The 20,608-nt window shown below is 73.6% G+C and carries 22 protein-coding genes and 3 pseudogenes; 15 read left to right on the top strand and 10 right to left on the bottom strand.

From position 1 onward, the window contains the following. Positions 1-23 precede the first annotated feature (23 nt). Positions 24-2,267 carry an FUSC family protein gene (locus tag ACZ6A9_RS19650; RefSeq protein ID WP_468987152.1) on the top strand — a complete coding sequence of 748 codons (2,244 nt, stop codon included), beginning with the start codon at positions 24-26 and terminating at the stop codon, positions 2,265-2,267. 511 nt (positions 2,268-2,778) lie between these two features. On the opposite strand, the gene ACZ6A9_RS19645 is transcribed toward ACZ6A9_RS19650, so the two are convergent. From ACZ6A9_RS19645 to ACZ6A9_RS19630, 4 genes are all read right to left on the bottom strand, one after another. After that, positions 2,779-3,207, bottom strand: a complete 429-nt coding sequence (locus tag ACZ6A9_RS19645) for a hypothetical protein (protein ID WP_468987150.1) — start codon at positions 3,205-3,207, stop codon at positions 2,779-2,781. A 28-nt stretch (positions 3,208-3,235) separates the two neighbouring features. Next, positions 3,236-3,481 carry a DUF5133 domain-containing protein gene (locus ACZ6A9_RS19640; RefSeq protein ID WP_468987147.1) on the bottom strand — a complete coding sequence of 82 codons (246 nt, stop codon included), beginning with the start codon at positions 3,479-3,481 and terminating at the stop codon, positions 3,236-3,238. A 39-nt stretch (positions 3,482-3,520) separates the two neighbouring features. Next, a complete protein-coding gene (locus tag ACZ6A9_RS19635; protein ID WP_468987143.1) occupies positions 3,521-4,384 on the bottom strand; it encodes a SigB/SigF/SigG family RNA polymerase sigma factor in 864 nt (287 codons plus the stop codon). Between the two features lie 184 nt (positions 4,385-4,568). Next, positions 4,569-5,003, bottom strand: a complete 435-nt coding sequence (locus tag ACZ6A9_RS19630; RefSeq protein WP_468987139.1) for an ATP-binding protein — start codon at positions 5,001-5,003, stop codon at positions 4,569-4,571. A 149-nt stretch (positions 5,004-5,152) separates the two neighbouring features. Between ACZ6A9_RS19630 and ACZ6A9_RS19625 the strand changes: the two genes are divergently transcribed. The 3 genes from ACZ6A9_RS19625 (at position 5,153) to ACZ6A9_RS19615 (ending at position 7,656) form a co-directional block, all read left to right on the top strand. Further along, complete coding sequence (locus ACZ6A9_RS19625; protein ID WP_468987137.1) at positions 5,153-5,383, top strand: hypothetical protein; 231 nt, start codon at positions 5,153-5,155, stop codon at positions 5,381-5,383. 51 nt (positions 5,384-5,434) lie between these two features. Continuing rightward, complete coding sequence (locus tag ACZ6A9_RS19620; protein WP_468987135.1) at positions 5,435-6,913, top strand: aminotransferase class I/II-fold pyridoxal phosphate-dependent enzyme; 1,479 nt, start codon at positions 5,435-5,437, stop codon at positions 6,911-6,913. Positions 6,914-7,197: 284 nt separating this feature from the next. Beyond that, the gene (locus ACZ6A9_RS19615; protein ID WP_228965569.1) at positions 7,198-7,656 is read left to right on the top strand and encodes a cyclic nucleotide-binding domain-containing protein; all 459 of its coding nucleotides are present in this window, start codon (positions 7,198-7,200) and stop codon (positions 7,654-7,656) included. 4 nt (positions 7,657-7,660) lie between these two features. Here the strand turns inward: ACZ6A9_RS19615 and ACZ6A9_RS19610 are convergent. Both ACZ6A9_RS19610 and ACZ6A9_RS19605 read right to left on the bottom strand, forming a co-directional pair. Continuing rightward, positions 7,661-7,951: pseudogene (locus tag ACZ6A9_RS19610) on the bottom strand (MFS transporter); the annotation flags it as partial. A gap of 154 nt (positions 7,952-8,105) precedes the next feature. Then, positions 8,106-8,723, bottom strand: coding sequence for a LysE/ArgO family amino acid transporter (locus ACZ6A9_RS19605; protein WP_468987130.1), 618 nt, complete (start codon positions 8,721-8,723; stop codon positions 8,106-8,108). A 70-nt stretch (positions 8,724-8,793) separates the two neighbouring features. Between ACZ6A9_RS19605 and ACZ6A9_RS19600 the strand changes: the two genes are divergently transcribed. After that, entirely contained in the window at positions 8,794-9,690 is an 897-nt protein-coding gene (locus ACZ6A9_RS19600; RefSeq protein WP_468987128.1) for a LysR family transcriptional regulator ArgP, read from the top strand. Positions 9,691-9,926: 236 nt separating this feature from the next. Here ACZ6A9_RS19600 and ACZ6A9_RS19595 read toward each other — a convergent pair whose 3' ends face one another. After that, positions 9,927-10,628 carry a TetR/AcrR family transcriptional regulator gene (locus tag ACZ6A9_RS19595; protein WP_468987126.1) on the bottom strand — a complete coding sequence of 234 codons (702 nt, stop codon included), beginning with the start codon at positions 10,626-10,628 and terminating at the stop codon, positions 9,927-9,929. A 134-nt stretch (positions 10,629-10,762) separates the two neighbouring features. Between ACZ6A9_RS19595 and ACZ6A9_RS19590 the strand changes: the two genes are divergently transcribed. The 3 genes from ACZ6A9_RS19590 to ACZ6A9_RS19580 all read left to right on the top strand — a co-directional run bounded on the left by ACZ6A9_RS19590 (position 10,763) and on the right by ACZ6A9_RS19580 (position 12,766). Next, complete coding sequence (locus ACZ6A9_RS19590) at positions 10,763-11,983, top strand: saccharopine dehydrogenase family protein (protein WP_468987120.1); 1,221 nt, start codon at positions 10,763-10,765, stop codon at positions 11,981-11,983. Between the two features lie 106 nt (positions 11,984-12,089). Further along, positions 12,090-12,347 carry a WhiB family transcriptional regulator gene (locus ACZ6A9_RS19585; protein WP_468987115.1) on the top strand — a complete coding sequence of 86 codons (258 nt, stop codon included), beginning with the start codon at positions 12,090-12,092 and terminating at the stop codon, positions 12,345-12,347. Between the two features lie 68 nt (positions 12,348-12,415). Further along, positions 12,416-12,766 carry a DUF488 domain-containing protein gene (locus tag ACZ6A9_RS19580; RefSeq protein WP_468987112.1) on the top strand — a complete coding sequence of 117 codons (351 nt, stop codon included), beginning with the start codon at positions 12,416-12,418 and terminating at the stop codon, positions 12,764-12,766. 22 nt (positions 12,767-12,788) lie between these two features. Here ACZ6A9_RS19580 and ACZ6A9_RS19575 read toward each other — a convergent pair whose 3' ends face one another. Next, complete coding sequence (locus ACZ6A9_RS19575) at positions 12,789-14,462, bottom strand: FAD-binding dehydrogenase (RefSeq protein WP_468987108.1); 1,674 nt, start codon at positions 14,460-14,462, stop codon at positions 12,789-12,791. Positions 14,463-14,479: 17 nt separating this feature from the next. Continuing rightward, the gene (locus ACZ6A9_RS19570; protein ID WP_468987106.1) at positions 14,480-15,088 is read right to left on the bottom strand and encodes a TetR/AcrR family transcriptional regulator; all 609 of its coding nucleotides are present in this window, start codon (positions 15,086-15,088) and stop codon (positions 14,480-14,482) included. 130 nt (positions 15,089-15,218) lie between these two features. On the opposite strand from ACZ6A9_RS19570, the gene ACZ6A9_RS19565 reads away from it, so the two are divergent. The 3 genes from ACZ6A9_RS19565 (at position 15,219) to ACZ6A9_RS19555 (ending at position 17,992) form a co-directional block, all read left to right on the top strand. Then, positions 15,219-15,857, top strand: a complete 639-nt coding sequence (locus tag ACZ6A9_RS19565) for an alpha-ketoglutarate-dependent dioxygenase AlkB (protein ID WP_468987103.1) — start codon at positions 15,219-15,221, stop codon at positions 15,855-15,857. A gap of 115 nt (positions 15,858-15,972) precedes the next feature. Further along, positions 15,973-16,719, top strand: a complete 747-nt coding sequence (locus ACZ6A9_RS19560) for an MBL fold metallo-hydrolase (protein WP_468987098.1) — start codon at positions 15,973-15,975, stop codon at positions 16,717-16,719. A gap of 40 nt (positions 16,720-16,759) precedes the next feature. Next, positions 16,760-17,992, top strand: coding sequence for a DUF4032 domain-containing protein (locus ACZ6A9_RS19555; RefSeq protein WP_468987091.1), 1,233 nt, complete (start codon positions 16,760-16,762; stop codon positions 17,990-17,992). Positions 17,993-18,005: 13 nt separating this feature from the next. Here ACZ6A9_RS19555 and ACZ6A9_RS19550 read toward each other — a convergent pair whose 3' ends face one another. Further along, on the bottom strand, positions 18,006-18,878 hold the full coding sequence (locus ACZ6A9_RS19550) for a universal stress protein (protein WP_468987089.1): 873 nt from the start codon (positions 18,876-18,878) through the stop codon (positions 18,006-18,008). Between the two features lie 59 nt (positions 18,879-18,937). Here ACZ6A9_RS19550 and ACZ6A9_RS19545 point away from each other — a divergent pair, with 59 nt between their 5' ends. From ACZ6A9_RS19545 to ACZ6A9_RS19530, 4 genes and pseudogenes are all read left to right on the top strand, one after another. After that, a complete protein-coding gene (locus tag ACZ6A9_RS19545) occupies positions 18,938-19,291 on the top strand; it encodes a VOC family protein (protein ID WP_468987086.1) in 354 nt (117 codons plus the stop codon). Positions 19,292-19,402: 111 nt separating this feature from the next. Then, positions 19,403-19,677: pseudogene (locus ACZ6A9_RS19540) on the top strand (response regulator); the annotation flags it as partial. A gap of 168 nt (positions 19,678-19,845) precedes the next feature. Then, entirely contained in the window at positions 19,846-20,199 is a 354-nt protein-coding gene (locus ACZ6A9_RS19535) for a UBP-type zinc finger domain-containing protein (protein ID WP_468987240.1), read from the top strand. A 255-nt stretch (positions 20,200-20,454) separates the two neighbouring features. Then, positions 20,455-20,562: pseudogene (locus ACZ6A9_RS19530) on the top strand (hypothetical protein); the annotation flags it as partial. Between the last annotated feature and the right edge of the window lie 46 nt (positions 20,563-20,608).

Raw genomic sequence — 20,608 nt, 5'->3', positions numbered from 1 at the left:
GTGACGGGGGAGGGTACGGCGGAGTGAACGCGGCGGGACGCCCGGGGTGGACACGGTGGACGCGGCTGCGGGACCACCTGGCGGCGTCCGATCCCGGTCTGCTGAGGCTGACGGCCGGGCTGCGGACGGTGGGAGCCGTCGCGCTGGCACTGGCCGTGCTCGCCTCGCTGGGATTCGGTGTCCCGCGTCTGGTGACGGGGGCCATCACGGCGATGGTCGCGACCTTCGCCATCCGGGAGCGGCGGCGCGGCGCCCAGGCGGTCACGCTGGCCTGCGGGCTGGTGGTCGCGCTGGTGTCCGTGTCACTGGGCGCGGTGCTCAACGAGCGGCCGGTCGTCGGGGACGTCTTCTTCGTCGTCCTGATCTTCTGCGCGGTGTACGGCCGCCGGTTCGGCGACCGCGGGACCTCGCTCGGGCTGATCGGCTTCCAGGTTTACTTCGTGTCCCTGTTCGTCGGTGCCTCTCCCGACGACCTGCCGGGGTTGTGGGCCGCCCTGACCGTGGCGTTCGCCTGCAGTGCGCTGGTGCGGTTCGCCGTGGTCCCGGTGGCACCGGCCGCTCTGCTGGTGCGGCTGCGCCAGGCGTTCCGGGCCCGGCTGGGCCGGCTCGTCTCCGCGCACCTGGCGCTGCTCGACGCCGCGCCGGAGGAGATGGACAAGGCCCTGGAGGAGGTGCGGGAGGGAACGGCCCGCCTGCACGAGACGGCCCTGATGATCCAGACCCGGCTGGAGGAGGGCACGCCCGACGAGTCGGCGGCACGGCTGGTGCAGCGCCGGATCGCGGACGCGGAGATCGCCGCCGAGCGTCTCGGTCTGCTGCTGCTGTCCGCCCGCAGCGCCGAACGGGCGGACACCCTCACGCTGCATCTGCCGGGCGCGCCCGCCCCGGAGGTCGGGCGGCTGCCCGGGCCGGACGAGGCCGTCGACCGGTTGCGGCGGGACCTGGAGGCGCTGCGCGCGCTGGTGCTGTGGACGGGCACGGCGGGGACGGGCGTGGCCCATGTCCGCAACCGGCTGCTCGCCTACCGGGACGAGGAGCACCTGCCTCAGGCCTCGCCGGCCGTGCAGGACGTGTTCCGGGCCGTCGGGGAGACGGCGCGCGCCGTCATGGGATTGCGGATCGCCCTGGACGGTCCGCAGGACGAGTCGGACGACAGTCCGGCGACGGCCAGGTCCCGGGAGGAGCTGGAGGCGGAGGACGCCGCCATCGACGCCGGTGAGGAGGCCGAGGAGGCCGACCACCGGACGGGGCTGCGGCGGCCCACCACCCGGGCGGCCGTCCAGGTGGCCGTGGGCTCCACGCTCGCCATCATCGGCGGTGAGCTCCTGTCCACCGACCGGTGGTACTGGGCCGTGCTGACCTGCTGGATCGTCTTCATCAACACGGCTTCGACGGGCGAGATCCTGGTCAAGGGCTACCGGCGGCTGCTGGGCACGGTGTTCGGCGTGGTCGCCGGCATCGCGCTGGCGGCCGTGGTGGGCCGGCACACCCTGCCGGCGTTCCTGCTGGTGCTGGTGCTGATCTTCCTGATGTTCTACACGGCGCCGCTGTCCTACACGCTGATGTCGTTCTTCGTCACCGCGATGCTCGGACTGCTCTACACCCTGCTGCACACCTACAGCTGGGAGGTGCTGGTGCTGCGCCTGGAGGAGACGGCACTCGGCGCGGCCTGCGGGGTGGTCGCGGCGGCGCTGGTGCTGCCGGTACGCACCGACCGGCGCACCGACGAGCTGCTCGTGACCGTGCTGGAACGGCTCGCCGAGGTCACCGACGCCGCGGTGGGGCAGCTCAGCGGCGCTCCCGGCGAGGACCTGCTGGACCGGGCGCGGGAGCTGGACCAGGCACTGGGCGACCTGCGCTCCGCCACCCAGCCGCTCACCCACCCGGTCACCCCGCTTCGGGCCCGGCGCACCAACGCACGGTTCGTGGTGGCGCTCCTGGAGACCTGCGCGTACCACGCGCGCTCACTGGCGGCGACGGCCGAACTGCTGCCCACCCATCCCTCGATCGCGGCGGACCCGCGGCTGCGCGGGGCGGCGGGTCGCACGGTGCGCAACATCAGGACGATCGCGGCCCGGGTCGCGGGCGAGGAGGTGTCCGGGCCCGTCGAGACCGGCCCGAGCATCGCCTCGCTCCTGGGCGACGACGGCACGTCCCGCTACGGTCGCATCACGGGCCGGGTCCTGCGCCACCTGGAACGCCTCGACGAGGCCGTGGTCGGCCTCGCCCGCCCGCTGGACGTACGCGTCCCGGCCCCCGACCACTGACCCGCCCGCCGGCGCGGGGCGGGGCGGGCGCGTCCCGGGCGGGGTAGCCGCGCCTCTCGCGCGACACTCCGGCCGCCACTCGGCCGGGGCGGCCCGAGCCCTTCGGCCACGCCGACAGCGGGGCCCGCCGCCCTCCCCCGACGCTGCCGCCCCCTTCGGCCGCGACGGGATCCGGCGGCCCGGCGGGGCCGAGTGGGTCGTGCGACCCGCACATCACAGGCCCCGGCCCCGGCCCTTCGGCCGGCACAGGGGCTCGCGGCCCCAGCGGTCCGGGGTCGGGAGCGAACACTCCTGGTGGACCATCACAGACTCCGGGGCTCCAGGTCGCACGAGGCGGCCCCGCGGCCTGCCCGCCCGGCGGCCCGGTCGCGGGACGGCCCGCCGGGCGGGGCGGCGGCGCCTCCCCCGCCGGTGCGTCGGGCCTTTCGCGCACACGGACCGGGCCCGTCGCCCCGGTGGGGAGACGGGCCCGGTGGGTGGCGCGGGCACGGGCCGTGCGAGCGCCGGGCGGTCAGAAGTCCGTCGGGAGTCCGCTGGCCTTGGCGATGCCTCGCAGTTCCTCGTTCTGGCGGTGGCGGTCCCTGATGAAGTCGGCGATCTCGCCCAGGCGGGACGGGTCCGCGGCGGTCGCCGCGTCGGTGACCACCCTGACAGGTCCGGTGTCGTCCACCTCCAGCTCGACCACCTCGTTGTCCAGGCGGCCGGTGACGGCGGTCGCGATGACCAGGGCGGCCTCGTCGCGGACCTCCTGGGGCAGTTCCTCGTCACCGCTGTCCAGCGCGAGGTCCATGCCCGACAGGCGGTGTTCGTCGATCGCCTCCAGGACCGGCTCCACCACGTCGAGCAGAAGCCGGTAGTCCTCGGTGTCCATCCGGACGCGCAGGAGGTCGAGGTAGACGTCCACGGGCCGGCCTTCCGGGGGAATCTCGGATTCGCTCATCTTCTTCGGGTTCCCCGCACCCGCCGAGTCACACGGCGGCCGGCTGGGCGGCCGCGTCCGGCAGGTCCGGCCCGTCGGCCGCCGCCAGCCAGCGGTGTGCCGTGGCCAGGGCCTGTCGTACGTCCCGGGTGCCGGTCGACACGCACAGCGTGTACGTCAGGTCACCGGTCCGCGGGTCGTTCGCCGCGACGCCGTGGGTGACGGTTCCGGTGGCCGCCAGGGCCTCGTACTCCTCGACGAGGCGGCGCAGCACGGTGGGGTGGGGCTTCAGCATGTGTCTCGTTCTCTCGATTCGGGTCCGGGGCGGGCGCCGTCACGCCGTCGCCGAGTGTCCGTCTCCGCCGCGCGGCGTCTTCCGCTGTCCCAGCACGTCGGCGCGCACCCGGGCGCAGCTGCGGCTGATGAGGCGGGAGACGTGCATCTGGGAGATGCCGAGCCGGTCGGCTATACGGCTCTGGGTCATGTCTTCGAAGAAGCGCATGTAGAGGATGGCGCGCTCGCGCTCCGGGAGCCGGCGCAGCCCTTCCTTGGCGGACTCGCGGTCGATCACGACGTCGTAGGAGGCGTCCGCGGTGCCGAGGGTGTCGGCGAGGCTGTAGCCGTCGTCGTCGGCGGACAGCTCGGCGTCGAGGGACAGGGTGCTGAAGCTCTCCAGCGCCTCCATTCCGGCGGCGACCTCCTCCTCGGTCAGCCCGGTGTGCGCGGCGACGGCCGCCACGGACGGTTCGGGGCTGCCGGGGTTCTGGGTGAGCTCGCGCCGGGCCACCCGCACCTTGTTGCGCAGTTCCTGTACGCGGCGGGGCACCCGCAGCGCCCACATCCGGTCACGGAAGTGCCGCTTGACCTCACCGGTGATGGTGGGGACGGCGTAGCTCTCGAAGGCGCCGCGGCTCGGGTCGAACCGGTCGATGGCCTTGACCAGCCCGAGGGCCGCGACCTGGCGCAGGTCCTCGATGGACTCGCCGCGGTCGCGGAATCGGCCGGCGATGCGGTGGGCCATGGGCAGCCAGGCACTGGCGAGCTCGTCGCGGACCGCGTCCCGCTCGGGGCCGTCCTCCAGCGAGGCCAGCCGGTCGAAGAGGGCGGCGGTGTCGGGGGCGTCGTCGTGTCGCCGGCGGGGCGGTGCGGTCTGCGTGTCGGAGGAGCCGGGACGATGGGCGGACGTGTCAATGAGCATGCGGTTCGCTCCCGAACGGTGGTGGTGAGGGGGGTACCGCGGGATGGTTGCCGCCAGGACACCCGGAGGGTCCTCGAGCGGCCTGCCACTCCCGCCGGCGCGCCTCCGGTCCGAAGCACGAACCTCCGATTGCCCCGGCCCCGGTGGAACAAACTCCGCTTCGCCACGCAATCCGTCAGGGGGCTCAGGCCAGGGGTACGAGGGCGGTGATGCACTTGCCGCCGGCGGGCAGGTCGGACACCCGGATGTCGTGGGCGAGCCGGCACACGATGGGCCAGCCGTGACCGCCGGGGCGGCGGCGTCCGCGCTGGTCGGTGCGCGGCACGGCGACGGGCAGCTCGTCGCTGCGGTCGCTCACCGACAGCCGCACCCCGGGACCGCTGACGTCGACCCGGAAGTCGGTGACTCCCCCGCCGTGCAGGATGGCGTTGGTGGTCAGCTCGGAGGCGACGAGCAGGACGTCCGCCAGGGCGTCGGTGTCGCAGGCCGTGTGGGTGGCGCGGCAGCGTTCGGAGACCGCCCGCGTGACGGCCTCGCGCACCTCGGCGGGGCGGGCGGGCACCGGGCTGCGCGCCCCGGGCGGCTCGAGAACGGATTCGGTCGTGCGCTCCTCACTCATGCTGCGGCTCCTCGGGTCGGTGGCTGACAGTGGTCGACGCAAATGCCTCGTAGCTCCCTTTTCGGCTCACCTGTCCTGTTGAGGGCAAACCTCCTGGCCGTTTCCCGGTCTCCTGTCATTCGAACGCCGCACACGGGTATGTGGTGCGTATGACCGATGTGGTGGACGCGGACGAACTGCTGCGGCGCATTCAGCGGGCGAGGGCCTGTGCGGCCCAGGAGGAGCGGACCTGGCGGGCCCGGGGCGAGGAGCTCGGACGGGAGGGCTCCGGCGACCCGGCGGCCGCGCGGGACGCCGAGGTGCGAACGGTGGCGTACGGGGTGGTGCTGCGGGTGCTGGACGAGATCCTGACGCCGGGACGGCACGCGGCGCGGGGCTGAACGGCGGGGCCCGTGGATTGACACCGTCCGCGCCCGGGCACCCGGGAGCCCATGACGGTCGATCACAGCCGGGCGCCGATTCTGGAAGCACTGGAGGACTACCACCGCGAGGGGCGGATCGGTTTCACGCCGCCGGGCCACAAGCAGGCCCGCGGAGCGGACCGCGCGGTCCGTGAGGTGCTCGGGGACGCGGTGTTCCTGGGTGACGTGCTGGCGACGGGCGGTCTGGACGACCGGCTCACCCGCGGGCGGGTGCTCCAGGAGGCCCAGGAGCTGATGGCCGACGCGGTGCACGCCGACCACACGTTCTTCAGCACGTGCGGGTCTTCCCTGTCGGTCAAGGCCGCCATGCTGGCGGTCGCGGGTCCGCACGAGAAACTGCTGATCGGGCGGGACGCCCACAAGTCGGTGGTGGCCGGGCTGATCCTGTCCGGCATCGAGCCGGTGTGGGTGGAGCCCCGGTGGGACGCGGACCGGAAGCTCGCGCACCCGCCGTCGGCCGTCGACTTCGACCGGGCCTTCGAGGCCCACCCGGACGCCCGCGGCGCCCTGGTGACCAGCCCGACCCCGTACGGCGCGGCGGCCCCGCTGCGGGCGATCGCCGAGGCGTGCCACCGGCGCTCGCGTCCGCTGATCGTGGACGAGGCCTGGGGCGCGCATCTGCCGTTCCACCCGGATCTGCCCTCCTGGGCGATGGACGCGGGAGCCGACATCTGCGTGACCAGCATCCACAAGATGGGCAGCGGTCTGGAGCAGGGCTCCGTGTTCCATCTCAAGGGGGACCTGGTGCCGCCCGCGCTGCTGGGCATGCGGGCCGACCTGCTGGGGACCACCAGTCCGTCGGCGCTGATCTTCGCCGGGCTGGACGGCTGGCGGCGGCAGATGGCCCTGGGCGGCAAGGAGCTGATGGGGGCGGCCCTGGAGCTCGCGGGCGAGGTCCGGGCCGCGATCGAGCGGATCGACGGGATGCACGTCCACGACCGGGACGACTTCTGCGGCCCGGAACTCGCGGACGACTTCGATCCGCTGCCCTGCGTGATCGACCTCAGCGGTCTGGGCATCACCGCCTATCAGGCGGCGGACTGGCTGCGCGAGCACCGGAGCATCGACGCGCATCTGGCCGACCACCGCCGGATCGGGGCGCAGATCACCCATGGCGACGACCGGGAGACGACCGGCGAACTGCTGTCGGCGCTGCGGGACCTGGGCCGGGCGGCGGGGAGTCTGCCGACGGCGCCGCGGGTGGACGTGCCGGAGCCGGGCGAGCTGCGGATGGAGCAGGCGATGCTGCCGCGGGACGCGTTCTTCGGTCCGGCCGAGGAGGTCCCGCTGTCGCGGGCAGCGGGCCGGACAGCGGCCGAGATGATCACTCCTTATCCGCCCGGCATCCCGGCCGTCCTGCCGGGCGAGCGGCTCACCGAGCCCGTGCTCCGGTACCTGCGCAGCGGCCTCGACGCGGGGATGTACCTGCCCGACCCGTCGGATCCGGGCCTGGAGTCGGTGCGGGTGGTGGACGAGCGGGCCGGCTGAGGCCGCGGCCGGCGCCTCCGTGGAACCGGCGTGAAAGAGGTCACGCGACCGGATTACCGCAACGCCGACCAGATGGTTTATCGTTCATCCATACGTGGTGACGGAGTCGACGCCCCGTCCTCCGACACCACCGCTTACGGCCCTGGCTGGCTTCCCCCGTCCAGCTAGGGCTTTTTCATGTCCGGAGGCGAACCGGCCCGCCGAGGTGCCCCGAACGGCGGCAGCGGATGAAATGAACATAGGGAAAGCACCGGAACCGATTGCCCGGCGAGGAGCCCCGCGTCATGACCAAAGCGATCAAACTCCTGACGGCCCTCCCCCCTCCGCAGCGCGCGCGGCTGATGGCCCTGGCGCGGGAGGTGTCCTTCCCGGAGGACACCCGGATCTTCGAGCCGGGAGGCACCGCCGACCGTTTCTGGGTGATCCGCTCCGGCGCCGTCTCGCTGGACCAGCCGGTGAACGCGCTGCACCGGGTGACGGTCGCCGGCCTCGGCGCAGGTGACCTGCTCGGCTGGTCCTGGCTGTTCCCGCCGCACGAGTGGGATTTCGGCGCCGTGGCCTTCAGCCCGGTGCGCGCCTACGAGTTCGACGCGGCGGCCGTGCTCCGGCTGTGCGAGGAGGACCCCGAGCTCGGTCTGCTGCTGGTGCGCAAGGTGGCCGAGGTCCTCGCCCACCGGCTCGAGACGACGCGCGGCAAGCTGATGGAGCAGTACGCGATGCACCGGCGCGGCGGGGCCGTGTAGGCCCTCACACCCGGTAGCGGCGCAGCGCCGGCATCGCGGCGGCGAGCGCCGGCATCACGACCACGACCACGACCACGACCAGGATCCCGCCATCCGCCACGGCCGTACGGGGCCCGAAGGCGGAACCCGCCGTGCCGTGCAGCACGTCGGCGAGCCGGGGGCCGCCGGCCATGACGACGGTGAAGACGCCCTGCGTCCGGCCGGGCATCTCCTCGGTCGCGGCGGACAGCAGGATGGCCCCACGGAACACCATCGAGACCATGTCGGCGAGCCCGGCGAGGGCGAGGAAGGACAGCAGCAGCACCGCAGGGCCGGAGATGTAGCGGAAGCCCTCCAGGCTCGGCCAGGCCGGTGACGGGGATCAGCGCCCCGGCGCGCAGCGGCCCGGCCAGTGTCGCGGGGGCCGGCGGCGGCCCCGTCCTCGGGCCCCCGCGATGAGCGTCAGACCCTCAGGCCCCCGCGATGAGCGTCAGACCGAGGACGATCATGGTGGCGGCGACCAGCGCGTCCAGGACACGCCACGCGGTGGGGCGGGCCAGGAAGCGGCTCAGCAGACGGGCGCCGAAACCGAGCGCGGCGAACCAGCACAGGCTGGCCAGCACCGCGCCGAGCCCGAAGGTCCAGCGCAGCGCTCCGTGGTCGGCGGCGACCGAGCCCAGCAGGAACACGGTGTCGAGGTAGACGTGCGGATTGAGCCAGGTCATGGCGAGGCAGGTGAGCACGGCCCGGCGGCGTGATCCCGCCGCCTCGCCCTCCGTCCGCAGTCCCTCGGTGGCCGGACGCAGCACCCGGCGGGCGGCCAGGGCGCCGTAGCCGAGCAGGAAGGAGCCGCCGATCCAGCCGACCGCCGTCAGCGCGCCGGGCCAGGCCACGACCACCGCGCCGACCCCGGCGACACCCAGGGCGATGAGGGCGGCGTCGGACAGGGCGCAAATCGCCACGACGGGGAGCACGGCGTCGCGGCGGACGCCCTGGCGCAGCACGAAGGCGTTCTGGGCACCGATGGCGACGATGAGGGAGAGGCCGGTGCCGAATCCGGCGGCGGCGGTGGTGAGGGTGCTGGTCATGCCGAGGACGTTACGTTCGAGCGGACGGTGCAGTACAGCTAAGGATTCTTACGTAGCCTTAGCTGTCGTGATGACAGACCTCCCGCTGGACCAGGTACGGACGCTGCTCGCGGTGGTGGACGAGGGGACGTTCGACGCGGCGGCCGCCGCGCTGCACGTGACACCCTCGGCCGTGAGCCAGCGGGTGAAGGCGCTGGAGCAGCGCACGGGCCGGGTGCTGCTGCTGCGCACCAAGCCGGTGCGGCCCACCGAGTCGGGCGAGGTGCTGGTACGGCTGGCGCGTCAGGTGGGCCGGCTGGAACGGGACGCGTACGCCGAACTCGGGCTGAGCGGGGCCGGGGAGCCGACCCGGGTGTCGGTGGCGGTGAACGCCGACTCGCTGGCGACCTGGTTCCTGGGGGCGCTGACCCGGCTGCCGGCGGGAGCGGGCCTCTGTTTCGAACTGCGCCGGGAGGACGAGGGCCACACCGCGGCCCTGCTGCGGGAGGGGACGGTGATGGCCGCGGTGACCTCCTCGCCCGACCCGGTGCCGGGCTGTTCCGTGCGGCACCTGGGCCGGATGCGCTATCTCCCGGTGGCGAACCCGCGGTTCGCGGCGGAGCACCTGGCGGGGCCGCTGCGCGAGGCGCTGCCCGAGGCGCCGGTGGTGGTGTTCGACCGACGGGACGACTTCCAGGACGGCTTCGTGCGCCGGTTCACCCGCGGGCGCGCGGAGGCGAGCGAGCGCCGGCACCACGTACCGACCTCGGAGGGCTTCCTCGAGGCGGTCGCCGCCGGTCTGGGCTGGGGCATGGTCCCCGAGGTCCAGGCGGATCCCCTGCTGCGCGCCGGCCGCCTCGCGGTGTTCGCCCCGGACCGCGCGGTGGACGCGCCCCTGTACTGGCAGCAGTGGAAGCTGGACTCGCCGGCGCTGGCCGCGGTGACCGACGCGGTCACCGCGGCGGCGGCGGAGGCGCTGTACCGCTGACTTGGCGGCCGGTCTCCGGCCGTGGTCGCGGGAGCCGGCACGCCGGCGTCGTGGTCGGCTGCCGATGCCGCCGTGGGAGCCTCCTCCGTCCGGCCCCGCCCGCGCTGGCCCCGCTCGGGTCGGCCCGGATCGCCGGTGCCCGGAGCCGACCCGGTCGGGACGACGTCCCGGGGAGTGCCGGCCGGACTGTTCCGAGGACGGCTCCGGGGCTCCGGGCGGGTCCTTCGTGACAGGCCCTACGAGCCGCCGAGACCGTTCTCGGCGCTGGTCAGGAGCATGTCCAGGGCCGTGGGGTAGGCGCTGGTGACCATGACGGCGGCGAGGAGCGGGGCCGCCTCGGCGAGGCGTGGGTGGGTGGCGGCCGGCAGGCGGGCGTAGGTCGAGCGCCACATGTCCTCGTCGGCACGCCGGGCGGCGCCCGGCAGCGCGAGGGACGCGGCGTCGAGGGCGGCGAAGGCCAGCGTGGTGTCGATGAAGGCGTGGTAGACGCGCACCGCCTCCGGCAGCGGGAAGCCCGCGGTGCGCAACACGTCCAGCACCGCCTCGTCGGCGGCGAGTTCGTTCGCGCGCCCGGAGACACGGCTCGCCGTGAGGACGGCCGCCTGCGGATGCGACAGGTAGGCGGTGTGGATGCGCAGCCCGATGGCCCGAAGGTCCTCGCGCCAGGACCCGGCCGGGCACCAGCCGCGCAGCGCCCGGCCGATCAGCGCGTCGCCGATGGCGAGGGTCAGTTCGTCCATGCCGCGGAAGTAGCGGTAGAAGGTGCTCGGGTCGCAGTCCAGGGCGAGGCCCAGCCGACGGGCGGTCAGGCCCGCACTGCCGTGCTCGTGCAGCAGCCGCAGCGCGGTCTCGACGATCAGCGTCTCGGACAGCACCCGGCCGCCCTTGGTGGGCCTGCGGCGCCTGCGCCGCTCCTCGGGCACCACGCGTTTCGGCATCGCCGTCCCCCTCCAGCCGCCCTTATGCCAACACCATTGACCTTACGCCGCGGCACGGCGTTGGATCCCCACCGGGGCCCCGTACGCGTCCCGGATCCGAGCGGATCCACGAGGAAGGAAGGGAGTGCTCCGTCATGCGTGTACTGCTGGTGGGAGCGGGCGGCGTGGGTACCGCCATCACCCGGATCGCCGCCCGGCGGCCGTTCTTCGACCTGATGGTGGTGGCCGACTTCGACCCGGCCCGGGCCGAGGCGGCGGTCGCGGCGCTCGGCGCGGACGGCGCCCGCTTCACATCCGGGCGCGTGGACGCCTCCGACGAGGGCGCGGTGACGGCGCTGCTCGAGCGGCACGGCTGCGACGTGCTGCTCAACGCCACCGATCCCCGGTTCGTGATGCCGCTGTTCCGGGCCGCGCGGAGCGCTGGTGCCACGTACGTCGACATGGCGATGTCGCTGTCCCGGCCGCACCCGCAACGCCCGTACGAGGAGTGCGGGGTCAAGCTCGGCGACGAGCAGTTCGGGCAGGCCGGCGCGTGGGAGGACGCCGGTGCGCTGGCCCTGGTCGGCATGGGGGTGGAGCCCGGCCTGTCGGACGTGTTCGCCCGGTACGCGGCGGACGAACTCTTCGACGAGATCGAGGAGATCGGGGTCCGCGACGGTGCGAACCTCACGGTGGACGGCTACGGCTTCGCACCCTCCTTCAGCATCTGGACCACCATCGAGGAATGCCTCAATCCACCGGTCGTCTACGAGAAGGACCGCGGCTGGTTCACCACCGAACCCTTCAGCGAGCCGGAGGTGTTCGACTTCCCCGAAGGCATCGGGCCGGTGGAGTGCGTGAACGTCGAGCACGAGGAGGTGCTGCTCGTGCCGCGGTGGGTGGACGCCCGCCGGGTCACCTTCAAGTACGGGCTGGGCCGGGAGTTCGTCGACACCCTCAGGACGTTGCACCTGCTGGGCCTGGACCGTACCGAGCCGGTGACCGTCCCGGGTCCCGACGGGCCGGTGCGGGTCTCGCCCCGGGACGTCGTCGCCGCCTGCCTGCCCGACCCGGCGACGCTGGGCGGGCGGATGCGCGGCAAGACCTGCGCCGGCACCTGGGTGCGGGGCACCAAGGACGGCGCGCCCCGCGAGGTGTACCTGTACCACGTGGTCGACAACGAGTGGTCCATGGCCGAGTACGGCTGCCAGGCCGTGGTGTGGCAGACCGCCGTCAACCCCGTCGTCGCCCTCGAACTGCTCGCGGGCGGCGCCTGGACGGGCACGGGCGTCCTGGGGCCGGAGGCGTTCCCCGCGGGTCCCTTCCTGGAGCTGCTGACGGCGTACGGTTCGCCGTGGGGGCTGCGCGAGCGGTGACCCCGCGCACACGGTCCGCCAGTTTCGCCTCGGGTCGACAGGTCACCCGGAATGGAGTAAGGCACCCGCAAGGGTGTGCATCGACTCCGATCGCAGGTGACTTCCGATGGACAACTGGCGAAGCAGCGCGGCCTGCAGGACCGAGGACCCCGACCTCTTCTTCCCGATCGGCACCTCCGGCCCCGCCCTGATGCAGACGGAACAGGCCAAGGCGGTGTGCCGGAGCTGCCCCGTACGGGAACAGTGCCTCCAGTGGGCACTGGAGACGGGCCAGTCCCTCGGCGTATGGGGCGGCACGAGCGAGACGGAACGGCGTGCGCTGAAGCGGCGCATCGCCGCGCGCCGGGCCGGCGGCGGCTCCTGAGAGGCTCGCCGCGCCCGGTCCCGTGCGCGGCGGTAGGCTCGCGGGACACCGCAGGAAGGGGCCGGACCATGGGCGTACGAGTGCGCCGTGTGTACGAGCCGCCCGAACCGGACGACGGGTTCCGGGTCCTGGTCGACCGCCTGTGGCCGCGCGGTCTGGCGAAGGACGCGGCCCGGGTGGACGAGTGGCCCAAGGCGCTGACGCCGTCCACGGAGCTGCGCCGCTGGTACCACGGGGACGGCGGCTCGTACGAGGAGTTCCGGGAGCGCTACGAGGCGGAGTTGGCCGCTCCGGAGGCCGCCGAACTGGTCGACCGGGTGAGGCGACGGGCGAAGAAGGGCACCGTGACCCTGCTGACCGCGTCCAAGGACACCGGCCACAGCCACGCCGAGGTGCTGGCCCGCCTCCTGGAGGACTGAGGGGCGGGCCGCACCCCGTGGCCTACGCCGTCTGCGCGGCCGCCGCCCGGCCCGCCGCGCGGCCGGAGAAGAGGCAGCCGCCGAGGAAGGTGCCCTCCAGCGCGTTGTAGCCGTGGACGCCTCCGCCGCCGAACCCCGCCACCTCGCCCGCCGCGTACAGGCCTTCGACCGGCCGCCCGTCGGCGCCGAGCGCGCGCGAGTCGAGGTCGGTCTGGATGCCGCCGAGGGTCTTGCGGGTGAGGATGTTCAGCTTGACGCCGATCAGGGGGCCGGCCGCCGGGTCGAGGATGCGGTGCGGGGTGGCGACCCTGCCGAGGCGGTCGCCGATGTAGCGGCGGGCGTTACGGATGCCCTGCACCTGGGCGTCCTTGCTGTAGGCGTTGGCCAGTTGCAGGTCGCGGGCCTCGATCTGGCGCCGCAGGAGTGCCGCGTCGAGCAGCGGCTCGTCGGTGAGGGCGTTCATCTTCTCGACGAGCTGTTCGAGGGTCGGGGCGGTGACGAAGTCCGCGCCCCTGCGCAGGAACGCGTCCACCGGCCCGGGGGCTCCCTTGCCCAGCACGCGCTCCTTCAGGAAGCCGGTCCGGTCCTTGGCGGTGATGTCGGGGTTCTGCTCGGAGCCCGACAGCGCGAACTCCTTCTCGATGATCCTCTGGGTCAGGACGAACCAGGAGTGGTCGTATCCGGCGATGTCCCCGGTGGTGCGCAGGTGCTTCAGTGTGCCGAGGGTGTCGTAGCCGGGCAGGCACGGCTCGGGGAGCCGGCGGCCGAGGGCGTCGAACCACAGGGAGGACGGGCCGGGCAGGATGCGGATACCGTGCCCGGGCCAGACCGGGTCCCAGTTGCGCAGGCCCTCGGTGTAGTGCCACATGCGGTCCCGGTTGACCAGCCGCACCCCCGCGCGGGCGCTGATGTCCAGCATCCGCCCGTCGACGTACGCGGGGACACCGGTGACCATCTCGCGGGGCGGGGTGCCCAGCCGCTCCGGCCAGTAGCGGCGGACGGTGTCGTGGTCAGCTCCGATGCCACCGCTGGTGACGATCACGGCCTGCGCGGTGAGCTCGAACTCGCCGATGGTCTCCCGGCTGGAGGCGACACCGCGCGGGGCGTCGTCCTCCGCCAGCACGGTGCCCCGCACCCCGCGCGCGGTGCCGCCCTCGACGACGAGTTCGTCGACCCGGTGGCGGTGGTGGAAGGTGAGCAGCCCGTCCCGGGCGGCCTGTCGGGCATGGTGGACGAAGGGCTCGACGACGCCCGTCCCGGTGCCCCAGGCGATGTGGAAGCGGGGCACGGTGTTGCCGTGGCCGTCCGCGCGGAGGTCACCGCGCTCCGCCCAGCCGACGGTGGGCAGGAAGGTGATGCCGTGGCCGTTCAGCCAGGACCGCTTCTCCCCCGCCGCCCACTCGACGTAGGCCCTCGCCCAGCGCACCGCCCAGCTGTCCTCGTCGTCGAGGCGGTCGAAGCCCGCGCTGCCCCGCCAGTCGCTCCAGGCCAGGTCGAAGGAGTCCTTGATGCCGAGGCGTCGCTGTTCCGGTGAGCCCACCAGGAACAGTCCGCCGAAGGACCAGAAGGCCTGGCCGCCGAGGTTGGCGGCGTTCTCCTGGTCGACCAGGGCGACCCTGCGGCCCTGGCTGGTCAGCTCGTGGGCCGCGACGAGGCCCGCGAGTCCCGCTCCGACGACGATGACGTCGGCATCCATGGCGACCGTCCCTTCCTTCATCCGGTGAGCAGCGCGGTGAGCAGTTGTCTCAGCCAGGCCCGGGCGCCTGCGACGTCCCGGTCCAGCAGCAGTCGGGTGGTGACCCCGTCGTAGGCGGCGATCACGGCGTGCGCGGCGCCCTCGGCGTCGCCGAGGACGGCGGGCAGTTCCGTGTGGCCGCGGGCCCGGGCCAGCCGGTCGGCGATGGCCCGCCGCAGCCGCGCCCGGTGTTCCAGCAGGCCGCGCGCCACCTCGGGGTCGCGGGCGGCGTGCGCCAGAAAGTCGGTCTTGACCAGCAGCCAGTCACGGTCGAGCAGCAGGACGTCGGTGACGCGGTCGACGGCGGCGGTCACGTCGAGATCGGGACCGTCCAGGGCGAGGGCGCCGGAGACCTGCTCCGCGATCAGCTCGGCGCGCTCGGCGTACAGGGCGAAGAACAGCTCGTCCAGGCCGGCGAAGTTGGAGTAGAAGGCGCCCCTGGTGTAGCCGGCCGCCTCGCAGATCTCCTCGATCGAGACGTGTCCGAAGCCCTTGGCCGCGAACACCGAGAACGCGGCGTCCAGGAGGTTCGCGCGCGTGCGCAGCCGGCGGCGGGTGACCCGCCCCGCCGTGTCGCCTGCCGCCATGCCGTGCCCCTCCCGCTCCGCCGTTCGATACGGGAACGTATCCGATACACCGGTGTATCGAACAGACCCGTGCAGAGGCCGCGCGAGATCGAGCTAGAACGTATTTTCGATTCAGAGGTACGCTGGCACCATGAGCACGCACCACGCCCCCGCGCTCCAGGGCTCCCTGTTCGACCAGGCCGACGAGCTGCGGCTGGGCCCGCTCGACGGGGTGCGCCGCACCGAGCTGGGCCGGGGCGCCTGGATCGACGTCCTGCCGGGATGGCTCGGAGGGTCCGACACGCTCTTCGAGCACCTGGCCGCCGAGGTCCCCTGGCGAGCGGAGCGGCGGCAGATGTACAACCAGGTCGTGGACGTGCCCCGGCTGCTGTCGTACTACCGCACGGGCGACCCGCTGCCGCACCCGGTGCTGGCCGAGGCCCGCGAGGCGCTCAGCGCGCACTACGCCGGCGAACTCGGCGAGCCGTTCGTCACGGCCGGACTCTGCTACTACCGCGACGGCCGGGACAGCGTCGCCTGGCACGGCGACCGGATCGGCCGGGGCGCGCGCGAGGACACGATGGTCGCGATCCTCTCCGTGGGCGCCCCGCGCGATCTGCTGCTGCGTCCGGTGGGCGGCGGCGACACCGTGCGCCGTCCCCTCGGGCACGGCGACCTCATCGTGATGGGCGGCTCCTGCCAGCGCACCTGGGAGCACGCCGTCCCCAAGAGCGGCCGCGCCGCCGGACCGCGCATCAGCGTCCAGTACCGTCCACGCGGCGTGAACTGACCTGCCGGAGGCCCCTCCCCACCGCCGCCGGGTGTCCCGACCCGCCGTCCGCGCTCCCGCCGTGATCTGCTTTCCTTCTCCCGTCGGACACGGACGATGCGGACTCGGGGCGGTCATGCGAGCGACAGTGCGGCACGTGACGGACGGCACCTACCTGGTGCACGGCACGCACACCAACTGGGTGATCCTCACCGAGGGGGACGCCGTCACGCTGATCGACACCGGCTATCCCGGCGACCGTGAGGGACTGCTCGCCTCCCTCGCGGAGGTGGGGAGTTCGCCCGGGGCGGTGACGGCCGTACTGATCACCCACGCCCACAACGACCATCTGGGCTCCGCCGAGTACCTGAGCGCCGCGTACGGCACTCCCGTGTACACCCACGAGGCCGAAGTCCCGCACGCGCGGCGGGACTTCCTGCACCAGGTGAGCGTCGGGCAGGTGCTGCGGGGCGGATGGCGGCCGGGTGTGCTGCCGTGGGCCGCGCACGCCCTGCGCAGCGGCGGGACGGCGGACGTCGCGGTCACCGCGCCCGAGCCGTTCCCGGGGTCCGGTCCGCTCGACCTGCCCGGCCGGCCCGTGCCCGTGCACACCCCGGGCCACACCGCCGGGCACTGCGCCTTCCACCTCCCCGAGCGGGGGGTGGTGGTGTCGGGCGACGCGCTGGTGAGCGGGCATCCCACCTCGCGGGCCGAGGGGCCGCAGATGCTGAGCGACATGTTCCACCACGAGCGCGCCACCGCCGTGGCCTCGCTGGACGTCCTGGGCGGGCTCGACGGCGACCTGCTGCTGCCCGGACACGGCCCGCTGTACGAGGGGCCCGTGCGCGACGCCGCCCGGCTGGCCCGGGAGCGCGCGCACTAGGGTGAGGTGACGATCACCGCGAGACGAGGACACCGCAGCCATGGCACTGCAGATCAACGCCACCAACCCGGAGCATCCCGCGCTCCTGTTGGAACTGCCGTGGCACCTGCCGCTGGAGGACTGGCCCGAGGAGTACCTGGTGCCGCTGCCACGCGGCATCTCCCGGCACGTGGTGCGCTACGCGCGCGCCGGCGACGAGGTCATCGCGGTCAAGGAACTCGCCCAGCGGCCCGCCCTGCGTGAGTACGAGCTGCTGCGCGACCTGGACCGGATCGGCATCCCGGCGGTGGACCCGCTCGCCGTGGTCACCGGCCGCACCGACCCCGCCGGGGAGCCACTGGAGAGCGTCCTGGTCACCCGCCACCTCGGCGGCTCGATGCCGTACCGGTCGATGTTCGAGACGACGCTGCGCCCGGCGACCATGCACCGGCTGATGGACGCGCTCGCCGTGCTCCTCGTCCGGCTGCACCTGGCCGGGTTCGCCTGGGGCGACTGCTCGCTGTCCAACACGCTGTTCCGGCGGGACGCGGGCGCCTACGCCGCCTACCTCGTGGACGCCGAGACCGGGGACCTGCACCCCGAACTGAGCACCGGCCAGCGCGAGTACGACCTCGACCTGGCCCGGGTCAACATCAGTGGCGAACTGCTCGACCTGGAGGCGTCCGGCGCGCTGCACCCCTCCGTCGACCCGATCGAGTTCGGCACCGAGATCTGCGCCCGCTACCAGAGCCTGTGGCAGGAACTGACCCGCACCTCCGTCTACCCGGCGGGCAAGTACCACTACATCGAGCGCCGCATCCGGCGCCTGAACGACCTCGGTTTCGACGTGGCCGAGATGCAGATCGAGCACGCCTCCAACGGCGACACGGTCACCTTCGTGCCGAAGGTCGTCGACGCCGGCCACCACCAGCGGCAGCTGCTGCGGCTCACGGGGCTCGACGCCGAGGAGAACCAGGCCAGGCGGCTGCTGAACGACCTGGAGAGCTGGATGGCCACCCAGGACGACTACGCCCCGGGCGATCCCCTCGGCGCCCGCCCGGAAGTCCTCGCCCACCGGTGGGTACGCGAGGTGTTCCGGCCCACCGTGCGTTCCGTGCCCCCCGAGCTCCGCGGCCCGATGGACGCCGCGGAGATCTACCACGAACTCCTGGAACACCGCTGGTACATGTCCGAACGGGCCCAGCACGACATCGGCCTCGGCACCGCCGTCGAGGACTACATCCGCAACATCCTCCCCAGGGCACGGACGACGCTCCAGCCGACGGAGGAGTGAGCCGGCCGCGGCCTCAGGCGGGCGGTACGACCGCGACGGGGCAGTCCGCGTGGTGCAGGACTCCGTAGGCCACCGAACCGATCCGGGTGCCCACGGCGGTGCGGCGGGCGCGGCGGCCGACGACCATCAGCTGTGCGGTGCCCGACACCGACAGCAGCACCTGTCCGGCGCTGCCCATCTCCACGTGCTCGACCACGTGCACGTCCGGGTAGCGCTCCCGCCACGGGGCGAGGGCCGCCGCCAGGGACTTCTGCTCGAACGGTTCGAGGCCACCGGCCTCGTCGAGGACCTGGAGGGAGGCGGGACTGTAGGCGAACACCGGCGGCAGCGCCCAGGCCCGCACGGCGCGCACGGTCGCCCCGCGCCGGGCGGCGGTCTCGAAGGCGAAGCCGAGCGCGGCGGCGCTGTCCTCCGGGTCGCCCTGCTGGCCGACGACGATCTCGTGCCCGGCGACCTCGTTCGAGGCCTGGTCCCCGGCGCGGACGAACACGATGGGCCGGCCCGCCCCGACGATCACCTGCTGGCCGACCGAACCGACCAGGAAACCCACGATGCGGCCGTGCCCCCGCGAGCCGAGCACCAGCATCTCCGACTCGGCCGCCAGCGCCGTCAGCGTCTCCACGGCGTCCCCTTCGACGACGTCCGTGGTCACGGACAGCTCCGCGTGCCGCTCCCGGACGGTGCGGGCCGCCTCACCGACCGAGTCGCGCACCCACTGCTCCTGGGTGCCCAGGTCACCCGGCTCCGCCGCGCCGCCCGACTCGAACGTCCAGGCGTGCACCACCCTCAGCGGCAGTCCCCGGCGGACCGCCTCCCTGGCCGCCCAGTTGAGCGCGGCGAGGCTCTCCTCGGTTCCGTCGATCCCTGCCGTGATCGGGCGCGTCATGCGGTTCCTCCCGGTGTCGTGTCCACTGCGCGGGGTCCAGTCTTCCCTACGCTGGCCGCATGACGCTGAGGTGGGAGCAGGTAGTGATGGACGCGGCCGATCCGGTGGCCCTCGGGCGCTGGTGGTGCGAGGCGCTGCGCTGGGTGGTGGTGAACGACATCCCCGGCGAGTTCGAGATCCGGCAGTCACCGGACCGGCTGCCGGGCCTGATCTTCGAACCGGTACGGGAGACCAAGGCCGGCAAGAACCGGCTGCACCTGGACTTCCGGCCCGAGGACCAGGACGCGGAGGTCACCCGCCTCCTCGCGATGGGCGCGCGCCGGGTGGACATCGGGCAGGGCGAGCAGTCCTGGGTGGTCCTCGCGGACATCGAGGGCAACGAGTTCTGCGTGCTGTCGTCCCGTCACGGGTGAGGCCCGCCCGCCTCCGAGCGGGCCGGCCCGGGGGCACATACGATGGCAGGGCCGGTGCGGTGGCCGGACGGGATCCGCCGTGCCGGGGAGCCTACCGCCCGTGGGGGACGTATGACCGAGGCCGGCGCAGCGCGGACGGTCATCATGACCGTCGACGACGACCCGGGGGTCTCCCGCGCCGTGGCCCGGGGCCTCAGGCGGTACTGCGGCGCGTGGTACCGGATCGTGCGCGCGGACTCCGGCGAGTCCGCGTTCGGGGCGCTGCGCGAGCTGAAACCGCGCGACGGCCTCGTCGCCGTGATCCTCGCCGACGACCGGATGCCGCGGATGACGGCATCGCTTTCCCGGAGCAGGCCCCGGACGTCGTGCCGGGCGCACGGCGGGTGCCGCCGGCGGGCGAGGGCGCCGGCCCGGGACGGGACATCTCCTGGCGGATCGTGGTGAACACGCATCACGGGAGCCTCCGCTTCGACTCCGGGCCCGGCGACACCCGCTTCCAGGTGCTTGCTCCCGCTCACCGCCCCGGAGCCCGACGACACCCCCGAGGAGCCGGCATGACCAGCGAACACGTCATCGACCCGAGCGTCCCGCCGACCGGGACGGGATGCGCCGAGTGCGACACCGAGGGCGGGTGGTGGTTCCATCTGCGGCGCTGCGCGAGCTGCGGCCACATCGGCTGCTGCGACAGCTCGCCCGGCCGGCACGCCACGGCGCACTTCGAGGCCACCGGCCACCCCGTGGTGCGCAGTTACGAGCCGGGCGAGGCCTGGTTCTGGAACTACGCCACCGACGAACTGTACGCGTCCGGCCCGGACCTCGCCCCACCGGTGAGCCACCCCGCCGACCAGCCGGCGCCGGGCCCCGCGGGCCGGGTGCCCGCCGAGTGGACGCAGGCGCTGCGCCGCTGAGCCGCACGGCCGGGAACCCCCGCACGCCGCTCGTCGTTGACCGGACACCCCACCCGTCCGTGCGCACGACGACATCATCAGGGCGGCGTGATGCGCGAGTTGGCCCCGGCGGCATTCTGGCCCTCCCGGTCGGTGCGGTGACGGTCCGGGTGCCCGGTCCCTTCGACGTGTCGGCGCTGATCACGGACGACGGGAGGAAGGTGCGCGACGACGCCGACTCCGTTCTGCAACCAGCCGTCCGCCCCGGGCGGACGGCTGGACGGCGACACGCTCACCGTCGACCCGCCGTCGGCGAGAACATCGCCTGCGGGCAGCTTCTCGCCCACCGAGGTGGTGGAGGGCTGCATGAACAGCCCCGGCCACCGCGCCGACATCCTCGCGGCCGGTTTCACCCACATCGGCGCCGGCT

It is taken from the genome of Streptomyces sp. NPDC041124 (genome assembly GCF_055592385.1).
This window is presented reverse-complemented; position numbering and strand designations above follow the sequence as displayed.